The sequence below is a fragment of the Enterobacter sp. MGH85 genome (assembly GCF_001037655.1).
Taxonomy (GTDB): Bacteria; Pseudomonadota; Gammaproteobacteria; order Enterobacterales; family Enterobacteriaceae; genus Enterobacter; species Enterobacter intestinihominis.
In genome coordinates this window covers 2,710,787-2,722,838 of the sequence record NZ_KQ089925.1, presented here as the reverse complement: position 1 = coordinate 2,722,838, position 12,052 = coordinate 2,710,787, and the positions used below count along the sequence as shown (strand labels likewise).

Annotated in this window: 14 protein-coding genes and 1 pseudogene; 13 read left to right on the top strand and 2 right to left on the bottom strand. The window is 58.5% G+C overall.

Features of this window, described 5'->3' with window-relative positions:
* Positions 1 to 243 precede the first annotated feature (243 nt).
* Positions 244 to 657, bottom strand: coding sequence for a lipoprotein YedD (yedD, locus tag SK51_RS12815; protein WP_023306518.1), 414 nt, complete (start codon positions 655 to 657; stop codon positions 244 to 246).
* A gap of 75 nt (positions 658 to 732) precedes the next feature.
* Entirely contained in the window at positions 733 to 1,047 is a 315-nt protein-coding gene (gene fliE / locus SK51_RS12810; protein ID WP_022648548.1) for a flagellar hook-basal body complex protein FliE, read from the bottom strand.
* A 228-nt stretch (positions 1,048 to 1,275) separates the two neighbouring features.
* Here fliE and fliF point away from each other — a divergent pair, with 228 nt between their 5' ends.
* The 13 genes and pseudogenes from fliF to fliR all read left to right on the top strand — a co-directional run.
* Positions 1,276 to 2,958 carry a flagellar basal-body MS-ring/collar protein FliF gene (gene fliF, locus SK51_RS12805; protein WP_022648549.1) on the top strand — a complete coding sequence of 561 codons (1,683 nt, stop codon included), beginning with the start codon at positions 1,276 to 1,278 and terminating at the stop codon, positions 2,956 to 2,958.
* Positions 2,951 to 3,949 carry a flagellar motor switch protein FliG gene (gene fliG / locus SK51_RS12800; protein ID WP_003859608.1) on the top strand — a complete coding sequence of 333 codons (999 nt, stop codon included), beginning with the start codon at positions 2,951 to 2,953 and terminating at the stop codon, positions 3,947 to 3,949. Before fliF ends, fliG begins: the two co-directional genes overlap by 8 nt.
* Positions 3,942 to 4,649, top strand: a complete 708-nt coding sequence (gene fliH, locus SK51_RS12795; protein ID WP_022648550.1) for a flagellar assembly protein FliH — start codon at positions 3,942 to 3,944, stop codon at positions 4,647 to 4,649. The genes fliG and fliH overlap by 8 nt, the downstream gene beginning before the upstream one ends.
* Entirely contained in the window at positions 4,649 to 6,019 is a 1,371-nt protein-coding gene (gene fliI, locus SK51_RS12790) for a flagellar protein export ATPase FliI (protein ID WP_032624018.1), read from the top strand. Before fliH ends, fliI begins: the two co-directional genes overlap by 1 nt.
* Positions 6,020 to 6,040: 21 nt before the next feature.
* Positions 6,041 to 6,484: a flagellar export protein FliJ gene (fliJ, locus tag SK51_RS12785; RefSeq protein ID WP_006811155.1), complete on the top strand. Its 444-nt coding sequence runs from the start codon at positions 6,041 to 6,043 to the stop codon at positions 6,482 to 6,484.
* Positions 6,481 to 7,695, top strand: coding sequence for a flagellar hook length control protein FliK (gene fliK, locus SK51_RS12780; protein ID WP_023306520.1), 1,215 nt, complete (start codon positions 6,481 to 6,483; stop codon positions 7,693 to 7,695). Before fliJ ends, fliK begins: the two co-directional genes overlap by 4 nt.
* A 106-nt stretch (positions 7,696 to 7,801) precedes the next feature.
* Positions 7,802 to 8,272, top strand: a complete 471-nt coding sequence (gene fliL / locus SK51_RS12775; protein WP_003859598.1) for a flagellar basal body-associated protein FliL — start codon at positions 7,802 to 7,804, stop codon at positions 8,270 to 8,272.
* 4 nt (positions 8,273 to 8,276) lie between these two features.
* Entirely contained in the window at positions 8,277 to 9,281 is a 1,005-nt protein-coding gene (gene fliM / locus SK51_RS12770; protein ID WP_006811158.1) for a flagellar motor switch protein FliM, read from the top strand.
* Positions 9,278 to 9,691: a flagellar motor switch protein FliN gene (fliN, locus tag SK51_RS12765; RefSeq protein WP_023306521.1), complete on the top strand. Its 414-nt coding sequence runs from the start codon at positions 9,278 to 9,280 to the stop codon at positions 9,689 to 9,691. Before fliM ends, fliN begins: the two co-directional genes overlap by 4 nt.
* A gap of 2 nt (positions 9,692 to 9,693) precedes the next feature.
* The gene (gene fliO, locus SK51_RS12760; protein ID WP_023306522.1) at positions 9,694 to 10,068 is read left to right on the top strand and encodes a flagellar biosynthetic protein FliO; all 375 of its coding nucleotides are present in this window, start codon (positions 9,694 to 9,696) and stop codon (positions 10,066 to 10,068) included.
* Positions 10,068 to 10,805, top strand: a complete 738-nt coding sequence (gene fliP / locus SK51_RS12755) for a flagellar type III secretion system pore protein FliP (protein WP_022648554.1) — start codon at positions 10,068 to 10,070, stop codon at positions 10,803 to 10,805. Before fliO ends, fliP begins: the two co-directional genes overlap by 1 nt.
* Before the next feature lie 10 nt (positions 10,806 to 10,815).
* On the top strand, positions 10,816 to 11,085 hold the full coding sequence (fliQ, locus tag SK51_RS12750) for a flagellar biosynthesis protein FliQ (RefSeq protein WP_003859587.1): 270 nt from the start codon (positions 10,816 to 10,818) through the stop codon (positions 11,083 to 11,085).
* A gap of 6 nt (positions 11,086 to 11,091) precedes the next feature.
* A pseudogene (gene fliR / locus SK51_RS12745) lies at positions 11,092 to 11,884 on the top strand (flagellar biosynthetic protein FliR); the annotation flags it as partial.
* Positions 11,885 to 12,052 lie beyond the last annotated feature (168 nt).

Genomic DNA, 12,052 nt, shown 5'->3' with positions numbered 1-12,052 from the left:
GAAGCGGCGATTTTCCGCCGGGAGCCCGGGTCGCCAGGGTGGTGGCGACTGAGCCACTCTGGCACGTTCACCGCTTATGTCGCTACAGAGTAGCAAGGAACACAAAGTGAACGGAATGACCACCAGAGCCGTATGTTCCCCTCACCCCAGCCCTCTCCCTCCAGGGAGAGGGGCCCGACGGTGAAGGCATTATTTTGTGGAGATCCCTCAGACCACGGGTAGAGGGCGCAAACTCCAAAACGGTTACGGAAGCTTACTCTCCAGCGGATTCTTGCTCAGGAAATCTGCGCATTCCACCGTTGGGCGGTCAACCTTGTACAGTTCCATGCCGTCATACTCCAGCGCCGCCCCATCACGATCGAGCGGATAGACGTCTCGTTTTTCGGTCACGTTATAATAATCATCTGAACGCAGCATGATCTTACCCGGCACCGCGATAACGCGCTGCCACTGACGGCAGTCCAGGGTATCACCCTCTGGCGTCACCACCAGCGTGGCAATCGCCTCCGGGCTCACCATCGCGCTCTGCGGCCCTTTCGACTGCCAGTAACCTGCCAGATGCGAAGGTGCCGGATGCTTAACCACTTCCTGATAGTTTTCGACCTGAACGCATCCCGCTAACGTCAGAATTGCAGCCACAATTGCTACTTTTTTCATCATCTTTCCTGCATGCGAAGAAAAAAATATTGTGGCATTAAAGCCATCAGGCTGCCAGCGTAAGATTGGAAGGTTTCACACCTGCATCGACATCACGTCCTGATACGCCGACACCAGCTTGTTACGCACCTGCAACCCCATCTGCAATGACACCGACGCTTTTTGCAGATCGGCCATCACATCGTTGAGCGCCACGCCGGGTTCACCGAGGGTAAATCTCTCAGCCTGGGTACGGGCCGCGTTTTGCTTATCGCTGATCCGGTCCAGCGCCGCATGCAGTTGACCGGCGAAGCTAATGCCCTGCGGCTGGTCAGTTACGCTCTGATTACGGGCGGTCATCGCCGTCGCCTGTAACTGACTGAGTACCCCTTCAATGCCCTGTATAGCCATGACTCTCCCCTGGATGGTTTTTTACGAGGTCAAGACTAACAGCTTGTCAATAAGATAATGGCGGTAAATAGCGTTAAAAAACCAGGTTATTTGACGCATAGAAAATCCCGATTCATCAAATAATGGCAGGGCCATCAGTATGGAACTTTTGTCGTGTTTGCCGACCCGGGAGTCAGTTTTGTTTCTCTACACGAATAACGTAAACCACCAGGATTTAAGAGGTGCGCAATGAGTGCGACAGCAGCATCGACAGCGCCGCAGAATAAATCACTCGAGTGGATGAACCGCCTTCGCGCCAACCCTAAGATCCCGTTGATTGTGGCAGGCGCTGCCGCCATTGCGATCGTTGTCGCGATGGTCTTATGGGCAAAAAGCCCGGACTACCGCACGCTCTACAGCAACCTTTCCGACCAGGATGGCGGTGCCATCGTCACCCAGTTGACCCAGATGAACATCCCGTATCGCTTTGCCGATAACGGCGGTGCGCTTGAAGTGCCGGCAGATAAAGTGCACGAGCTTCGCCTGCGTCTCGCCCAGCAGGGGCTGCCGAAAGGCGGCGCGGTTGGGTTTGAACTGCTGGATCAGGAAAAATTCGGCATCAGCCAGTTCAGCGAGCAGGTTAACTACCAGCGCGCGCTGGAAGGTGAGCTGGCCCGTACGATTGAAACCTTAGGCCCGGTGAAAAGTGCCCGCGTGCACCTGGCGATGCCTAAGCCGTCCCTGTTTGTCCGCGAACAAAAGTCCCCTTCTGCCTCTGTGACGGTTAACCTCGAACCCGGTCGTGCGCTGGATGAAGGCCAGATCAGCGCCGTCACGCACCTGGTCTCCAGTGCGGTAGCCGGTCTGCCGCCGGGTAACGTTACGCTGGTGGATCAGAGCGGTCACCTGCTGACGCAGTCCAACACCGCCGGGCGCGATCTCAACGACGCCCAGCTGAAATACGCCGCCGACGTGGAAGGCCGTCTCCAGCGTCGCATCGAAGCGATTCTGGGCCCGGTGGTGGGCAACAGCAACGTGCATGCGCAGGTCACCGCGCAGATTGATTTCTCGAATAAAGAACAGACCGAAGAGCAGTACGCCCCGAACGGGGATGCTTCTCGCGCCGTGTTACGCTCGCGTCAGATCAATGAGACGGAACAGGTCGGTGGCCAGTATCCTGGCGGTGTGCCGGGTGCGCTCTCTAACCAGCCTGCGCCTGCCAACGCCGCGCCAATCTCCACGCCGCCGGCCAACCCGCAGAACGGTCAGCAAACGAATCAGCAGACGACCTCGACCGCGAACAGTGCCGGCCCGCGTAACAGCAGCCGTAACGAAACGACCAACTACGAAGTCGACCGGACTATCCGCCATACCAAACTGAACACGGGAGATATTCAGCGTCTCTCTGTTGCCGTGGTGGTGAACTACAAAACGCTGCCGGACGGTAAACCGCTGCCGCTCACGGCAGAGCAGATGAAGCAGATCGAAGATTTGACCCGCGAAGCGATGGGCTTCTCTGAAAAACGTGGCGATACCCTCAACGTTGTGAACTCACCGTTCAACCCGGTGGATGAGACCGGTGGCGAACTGCCGTTCTGGCAACAGCAGGCGTTCTTCGATCAGCTGATGTCCGCAGGCCGCTGGCTGCTGGTGCTGATTGTCGCGTGGCTGCTGTGGCGTAAGGGTGTCCGTCCTCAGCTTCAGCGTCGCGCTGAAGCCGAAAAAGCTGCGCTGGAACAGAAGAACGCGCGTCCGGACGAGGAAGAAGCGGTTGAAGTTCGTCTCAGCAAAGATGAACAGATGCAGCAGCGCCGTGCTAACCAGCGTATGGGCGCAGAGGTGATGAGCCAGCGCATTCGCGAAATGTCAGATAACGATCCGCGCGTCGTCGCGCTGGTCATCCGCGGTTGGATGGGTAACGAACATGAGTAATACGCTTACAGGCACCGATAAGAGCGTCATCCTACTGATGACCATTGGCGAAGATCGCGCGGCGGAGGTGTTTAAACACCTCTCTCAGCGAGAAGTGCAGATCCTCAGCGCGGCGATGGCCAACGTGCGCCAGATCTCCAACAAGCAGCTGACCGAAGTGCTGGCGGAGTTTGAGCAGGAAGCCGAGCAGTTTGCTGCGCTCAACGTCAACGCCAACGAATACCTGCGCTCCGTGCTGGTTAAGGCGCTGGGCGAAGAACGCGCCGCCAGCCTGCTGGAAGATATTCTCGAAACGCGCGACACCGCCAGCGGGATCGAAACGCTCAACTTTATGGAGCCGCAAAGCGCCGCCGATCTTATTCGCGACGAGCACCCGCAGATTATCGCCACCATTCTGGTTCACCTCAAACGGGGCCAGGCGGCCGATATTCTGGCGCTGTTCGACGAGCGCCTGCGCCACGACGTGATGCTGCGTATCGCCACCTTCGGCGGCGTCCAGCCAGCCGCGCTGGCGGAGCTGACCGAAGTGCTGAACAACCTGCTCGACGGACAGAACCTCAAGCGCAGCAAAATGGGCGGCGTGAGAACGGCAGCGGAAATCATCAACCTGATGAAAACGCAGCAGGAAGAGGCGGTTATTACGGCGGTGCGCGAGTTCGACGGCGAACTGGCGCAGAAAATTATCGACGAGATGTTCCTGTTCGAAAACCTGGTCGAAGTGGACGATCGCAGCATCCAGCGCCTGCTTCAGGAAGTGGATTCGGAGTCCCTGCTTATCGCCCTCAAAGGCGCCGAGCAGCCGCTGCGCGAGAAGTTCCTGCGCAACATGTCCCAGCGTGCGGCCGATATCCTGCGCGACGACCTGGCCAACCGTGGCCCGGTGCGTTTGTCTCAGGTGGAGAACGAACAGAAAGCGATCCTGCTTATTGTTCGTCGTCTGGCAGAAACCGGCGAGATGGTGATTGGCAGCGGAGACGACACCTATGTCTGATGAACTGTCGTGGAAGCGCTGGACGCCTGACGACCTCTCCCCTCCCACCGCAGAGTTCACCCCTGCCATAGTGTCGTCCGATGAGGGCGACGCCGGGGCGGGCGTGCCCGAGCTGAGTGAAGAGGAACAGCGCGCCCAGATGCTGGCCCAGATGCAAATGCAGGCGCACGAGCAGGGCTTCAACGCCGGGATGAACGAAGGCCGTCAGACCGGGCACGCACAGGGTTATCAGGAAGGGCTGGCGAAAGGTTTAGAGCAGGGCATTGAGCAGGCGCGCCAGCAGCAGGCGCCGCTGCATGCCCGCATGCAGCAGCTGGTGAGCGAGTTTCAGCACACGCTGGATGCGCTGGACAGCGTGATTGCCTCGCGCCTGATGCAGATGGCGCTGGAGGCGGCCCGTCAGGTGATCGGCCAGACGCCGGTCGTGGATAACGCCGCGCTGATTAAGCAAATCCAGGGGCTGCTCCAGCAGGAGCCGCTGTTCAGCGGCAAACCGCAGCTGCGCGTGCATCCTGATGATTTGCAGCGCGTGGAAGAGAGCCTCGGCGCGACGCTGAGCCTGCACGGCTGGCGGCTGCGCGGCGATCCGTCGCTCCATCACGGAGGCTGTAAGGTCTCGGCGGATGAGGGCGATCTGGATGCCAGCGTCGCGACCCGCTGGCAGGAACTGTGCCGCCTGGCGGCACCGGGAGTCGTCTGATGACCGCACGCCTTACGCGCTGGCTTAACACGCTCGATAATTTTGAAACGAAGATGGCGCAGCTGCCATCCGTTCGTCGTTATGGACGCCTGACGCGTGCCACCGGTCTGGTCCTGGAAGCCACGGGTCTGCAACTTCCGCTCGGCGCCACCTGCGTGATTGAGCGTCAGGACGGAAGTGAGACGCGTGAAGTGGAAAGTGAAGTGGTCGGGTTTAACGGCCAGCGACTGTTTCTGATGCCCCTTGAGGAAGTGGAAGGGATTTTGCCCGGCGCCCGCGTCTACGCGAAAAACATCAGCGGTGACGGCCTGCAAAGCGGCAAACAGCTCCCGCTCGGTCCGGCGCTGCTGGGCCGCGTGCTGGACGGGAGCGGCAAACCGCTCGATGGCCTGCCCTCCCCAGATACCACCGAAACCGGCGCGCTGATCACCCAACCCTTTAACCCGCTGCAACGCACGCCAATCGAGCACGTACTGGATACCGGCGTGCGGCCAATTAACGCCCTGCTCACCGTGGGACGCGGCCAGCGTATGGGGCTGTTTGCCGGCTCCGGCGTGGGTAAATCGGTCCTGCTCGGCATGATGGCGCGTTATACCCAGGCGGACGTTATCGTCGTCGGCCTGATTGGTGAGCGTGGTCGCGAAGTCAAAGATTTCATCGAAAACATTCTTGGTGCGGAGGGTCGCGCCCGCTCGGTGGTGATCGCCGCCCCGGCTGACGTGTCGCCGCTGCTGCGTATGCAGGGTGCCGCCTACGCCACGCGTATCGCGGAAGATTTCCGCGACCGGGGCCAGCACGTGCTGCTGATTATGGACTCCCTGACCCGCTACGCGATGGCGCAGCGTGAGATTGCGCTGGCCATCGGCGAGCCGCCCGCGACCAAAGGTTACCCGCCGTCGGTCTTCGCCAAGCTCCCGGCGTTGGTTGAGCGTGCGGGGAACGGCATCAGCGGCGGAGGCTCCATCACCGCGTTCTATACGGTACTGACCGAAGGCGATGACCAGCAGGACCCGATTGCCGATTCTGCGCGCGCGATCCTCGACGGCCATATCGTGCTGTCGCGCCGTCTGGCCGAAGCCGGGCACTACCCGGCGATTGATATTGAAGCCTCGATCAGCCGTGCGATGACGGCCTTGATCACCGAACAACACTACGCGCGCGTGCGTAACTTCAAACAACTGCTCTCCAGCTTCCAGCGCAACCGCGATCTGGTAAGCGTCGGGGCGTACGCCAAAGGCAGCGATCCGATGCTCGATAAAGCGATTGCCCTGTGGCCGCAGCTGGAGGCATTTCTGCAACAGGGTATTTTTGAACGCGCCGACTGGGAAGATTCCCTCCAGGCACTGGAGCTGATTTTCCCGCAGGTGTAACACAGGTGGAGGGCGAAGGTCATGGCGCAGAACAGCGCGTTATCAACGCTGAAAGATCTGGCTGAAAAAGAAGTTGATGATGCCGCATTGCAACTTGGCGCAATGCGACGCGGGTGCCAACAGGCTGAAGAACAGTTGAAGATGTTAATCGACTATCAGCATGAATATCGCACCAACCTTAACACCGACATGACGCAGGGCATTGGTAGCCAGCGCTGGATTAACTATCAGCAGTTTATCCAGACGCTGGAAAAGGCGATTGAGCAGCATCGCCAGCAGCTTAACCAGTGGACGCAAAAAGTCGATACCGCGCTGAATTTCTGGCGCGAGAAAAAACAGCGGTTGCAGGCCTGGCAAACCTTACAGGACCGGCAGATTGCAGCCTCGACCCTGGCGGAAAACCGTCTGGATCAGAAAAAAATGGATGAGTTTGCCCAGCGCGCATCAATGAGGAAACCAGAATGATCACACTGCAACAACTGCTGATGACCGACAGCGACCCGTCCGGCGGCACGCTGACCGGAAAAGGCGCTGAGGGCGCGCAAGATTTTCTCTCTCTGCTGGCGGGCGCGCTGACCGAGACCACCGGCAAAGGCAAAGATGCTCCGCTGACGCTGGCCGATCTGAAAGCAGCGGGAAGCAAGCTGTCGACAGCGGCACAGGAAAAAAACGGTGATACCACGCTCCAGTCCAAAATCGCCGAGCTGCTCTCCCGCCAGGAGACGCTGACCGGTGAAGATACCGCCGTCTCCCTGCAAAGCCTTGTCTCCGGTCTGAAACCCGCAGCGAATACGGATGCGCTGAAGGCGCTGACCCGGATGGACGCGAAAGCAAACAGCGAGACCACGACTGAAGAAGAGGAGCTGGCCGGGTTAAGCGCGCTGATGGCAATGTTACCGCACCAGCAGACTACCACCCCAATGGCGACGCAGCCAGCAAGCACCGGGGAGGTCGCCCCTCGTGCCGCCCTACCCTCTGCGCTAGCCCAGACGGACAACGGCCAGCATCAGCCGCTTAGCCATGCGTTAACGGGTCAGGAAAAAACGTCGGTTCAGGACAGCGACACGTCGCTGCCCGCCACGGCAGCCGTTACGCCAGCTGTTGCCGCCGTCGCGGAGAAGCAGGACGTAGTGAGCACGGCGTCGTCTGCCGCCAGCCCAACCGCGACGCTGGCCCCGATCGTTAGTCACCTGGCACCCCCCCAGCCTGCCGCTACCGTTGCGACCGCGCCGGTGTTAAGCCAGCCGCTGGGCACGCACGAATGGCAGCAGAATCTAAGCCAGCACATCACCCTGTTCACCAGACAGGGCCAACAGACCGCAGAGCTACGCCTGCACCCGGAAGATCTGGGTCAGGTGCAAATTTCGCTTAAGCTGGATGACAACCAGGCGCAGTTGCAGATGGTTTCGCCCCACAGCCACGTTCGTGCGGCGCTGGAAGCGGCCCTGCCGATCCTGCGCACGCAGCTTGCGGAAAACGGCATTCAGCTTTCCCAAAGCAGCGTCAGCAGCGAAGGCTTTGCCGGGCAGCAGCAATCTTCATCCGGGCAACAACAGCATGCTTCGCGTTCAGGCCAGCATGGCGGGTTTAACGAGGAGAGCGAAGAGTTATTGCCAACCCCTGCCGCCCTGCAATCCGCCGCGCGCGGCAGCCGTGCCGTAGACATCTTTGCCTAAACGCCAGAGGTAACGTGATTATCCCCGTCTTTTCCACGCTTTGACCTAAGCCGGACACGGGATAATCACCGTATTAAGCTGTACCGAAACAGGAAGCTCGTATCAGATGACAGACTCCGCTATCACCAAAAAAAGCAAGCGTTCCATCTGGATCCCGCTGCTGGTGTTGATTACCCTCGCGGCCTGCGCCACCGCAGGCTACAGTTACTGGCGTATGCAGCAGGAACCCTCCAGCGCAGCCGCCAAAGCTGAAGCGCCGCCTCCACCGGCGCCGGTCTTCTACCCGCTGGATACGTTCACCGTGAACCTCGGCGATGCGGATCGCGTGCTTTACGTGGGCATTACGCTGCGTCTGAAAGATGAAGCGACCCGTGCACGTCTGAACGACTACCTGCCAGAAGTGCGTAGCCGTCTGCTGTTGCTGTTTTCTCGTCAGGATGCCTCCGCGCTCGCCACCGATGTGGGCAAGCAAAAGCTGGTCGATGCGATCAAACAGACGCTGGCGACCCCGCTGGTCAACGGCCAACCTAAGCAGGAAGTCACTGACGTTCTGTATACAGCCTTCATTCTGCGGTAACGACATGGGCGACAGTATTCTTTCTCAGGCAGAAATCGATGCGCTGCTCAATGGCGACAGCGATAAGAGTGACGATCCGAAGCCGGGTCTGACCGGCGACGATAATATTCGTCCCTACGATCCCAATACCCAGCGTCGCGTGGTGCGCGAGCGTTTACAGGCGCTGGAGATCATCAACGAACGTTTCGCACGTCAGTTCCGAATGGGGCTGTTTAACCTGCTGCGTCGTAGCCCGGATATCACCGTCGGTGCGATCCGCATTCAGCCGTATCATGAGTTTGCCCGCAACCTGCCGGTGCCAACCAACCTTAACCTGATCCATCTGAAACCGCTGCGCGGTACCGGCCTGGTGGTGTTCTCGCCAAGCCTGGTATTCATCGCAGTGGACAACCTGTTCGGTGGCGATGGCCGTTTCCCGACCAAAGTGGAAGGCCGCGAGTTTACCCATACCGAACAGCGCGTTATCAACCGCATGCTGAAGCTGGCGCTGGAATCCTACAGCGACGCGTGGAAAGCGATTAACCCTCTGGAAGTGGAGTACGTGCGTTCCGAGATGCAGGTGAAGTTTACCAACATCACCACTTCACCGAATGACATCGTGGTGAACACCCCGTTCCACGTCGAGATCGGCAACCTGACGGGCGAGTTCAACATCTGCCTGCCGTTCAGCATGATTGAACCGCTGCGCGAACTGCTGGTGAACCCGCCGCTGGAGAACTCACGCCATGAAGATCAGAACTGGCGTGAGAACCTGGTGCGCCAGGTTCAGCACTCGCAGCTGGAGCTGGTGGCTAACTTTGCCGACATCTCCATGCGGTTATCGCAGATCCTGAAATTACAACCCGGCGACGTTTTGCCGATAGATAAACCCGACCGCATTATTGCCCATGTGGATGGCGTACCCGTGCTGACAAGCCAGTACGGCACGATTAACGGCCAGTATGCGTTACGCGTTGAGCACTTGATCAACCCGATTTTGAATTCGCTGAATGAGGAACAGCCCAAATGAGTGACATGAACAATCCGTCCGATGAAAACAGCGGAGCACTGGACGAACTGTGGGCTGACGCGTTAAACGAGCAAAAAACGACGCCGACGAAAAGCGCGGCAGACGCGGTCTTCCAGCAGTTAGGCGGCGGCGACGTCAGCGGGACGTTACAGGACATCGACCTGATTATGGACATTCCGGTCAAGCTGACCGTTGAGCTGGGCCGCACCCGCATGACTATTAAAGAGCTGCTGCGCCTGACGCAGGGTTCCGTTGTAGCCCTGGACGGTTTAGCGGGTGAGCCACTGGATATTCTGATCAACGGCTACCTGATTGCACAGGGCGAAGTAGTGGTGGTGGCCGATAAATACGGCGTACGTATCACCGACATCATTACCCCTTCCGAACGTATGCGTCGCCTGAGCCGTTAAGTATGAAAACCCAGGCAACACTGTCCGCGCCCTCCGCCGTACCCGGCTCCCCGCTGCTTCAGGTGAGCGGCGCGCTGTTCGGTATTATTGCCTTTATCCTTATCGCTGCCTGGCTGGCAAAGCGTTTCGGGCTGGCGGGGAAAACGGCCGGCACGCGCGGACTGAAGGTCAGCGCCAGCACCACACTCGGCCCACGCGAGCGCGTGGTCATTGTGGAAGTGGAAGATGCGCGACTGGTGCTAGGCGTGACCGCCTCCAGCATTAACGTTCTTCACACGCTGCCCCCTTCGCCTGTCACGGTGGAGGCTAACGCCCAGGCCCCTGCGGATTTTCAGTCCGTTATGAAGAGTTTGCTCAAGCGTTCCGGGAGATCCTGATGCGTCGTCTGTTATTGCTTACGCTGGCAGGCCTGGGCCTGTTCGCGCCCTCCGTGTATGCGCAGCTGCCGGGACTGGTTTCCACACCGCTGGCGAATGGGGGCCAAAGCTGGTCCCTGTCCGTGCAGACGCTGGTGTTCATCACCTCGCTGACCTTTATCCCGGCGATCCTGCTGATGATGACCAGCTTTACCCGCATCATCATCGTGTTTGGCCTGCTGCGCAACGCGCTCGGCACGCCTTCCGCGCCGCCCAATCAGGTGCTGCTGGGTTTAGCCCTGTTCCTGACCTTTTTCATTATGTCGCCGGTGATCGACAAGATTTACACCGAGGCGTACCAGCCGTTCAGCGAAGATAAAATTTCCATGCAGGTTGCCCTGGAAAAGGGGGCTCAGCCATTACGTGAATTTATGCTTCGCCAGACGCGCGAAGCGGATTTGGCCCTGTTTGCCCGTCTCGCTAACACGGGCGAGTTACAGGGACCGGAAGCGGTGCCGATGCGCATTCTGCTGCCAGCGTATGTGACCAGTGAGCTGAAAACGGCGTTCCAGATTGGCTTCACCATTTTCATTCCGTTCCTGATTATTGACCTGGTGATCGCCAGCGTCCTGATGGCGCTCGGGATGATGATGGTCCCGCCCGCAACCATTGCCCTGCCCTTTAAGATCATGCTGTTCGTACTGGTCGACGGCTGGCAGCTGCTGGTCAGCTCGCTGGCGCAGAGTTTCTACAGTTGAGGAGCGCGCAATGACGCCTGAGTCGGTCATGATGATGGGCACGGAAGCGATGAAAGTCGCGATTGCCGTCGCCGCGCCCCTGCTTCTGGTTGCGCTGGTAACCGGTCTGATTATCAGTATTCTTCAGGCCGCCACGCAGATTAACGAAATGACCCTGTCGTTCATCCCGAAGATCATCGCCGTCTTCGTGGCGATTATCGTTGCCGGGCCCTGGATGCTCAATTTGCTGCTGGATTACATGCGCAACCTGTTCACCAATCTGCCTTACATCATCGGCTGACGGACGATGCTGCAATTCACCAGCGATCAGTTTGTTCAGTGGCTCGGGATCTATTTCTGGCCGATGCTGCGCATCATGGCGCTGATCTCCACCGCCCCCATACTCAGTGAAAAGTCGGTGCCTAAACGCATCAAAATTGGGTTGGGCATGGTTATCACCATTATCGTTGCCCCTTCCCTGCCGGCGGTGGATATTCCGATTTTTTCCCCGAATGCGATCTGGATTGCCCTGCAACAGGTGATGATTGGCGTGGCGGTCGGGTTTACGATGCAGCTCGCCTTCGCCGCGGTACGAACGGCGGGCGAACTGATCGGTTTGCAGATGGGTCTGTCTTTCGCGACGTTCGTTGACCCGGGCAGCCATCTGAATATGCCCGTGCTGGCGCGTATTATCGACCTGCTGGCGATGCTGTTGTTTCTCTCGTTCAACGGCCACCTGTGGCTCATCTCTATGCTGGTGGACACCTTCCACACGCTGCCGATTGGCGACAACCCGGTGAACAGTAACGCTTTTCTGGCGCTGGTGCGGGCTGCCGGGCTGATCTTCCTCAACGGGCTCATGCTGGCGCTGCCTGTCATAACCCTGTTGCTCACCGTTAACCTCGCATTGGGTTTACTCAACCGAATGGCCCCGCAGCTGTCGGTATTCGTCATCGGCTTTCCGGTGACGTTGACGGTTGGCCTTTTATTAATGTCATTATTGATGCCACTTATCGCCCCCTTCTGCGAGCATTTATTCAGCGAGATATTCAATCTCTTAGCGGATATTGTCAGCGAACTTCCACGCAAATAATAACCCGCAGTGTTTGCAATGTCTTTCTGAGGATATTCCTAAAAATAATCTTGAAAAACATCTACCAGGATATATCTGACGCGGTTTAAATGTTTCTAACCACCTCACAATACTTAATATTTACTTTACTTTAAGATGATTCCTGGCAAATTATACGTAACTTTACGGGATAGTG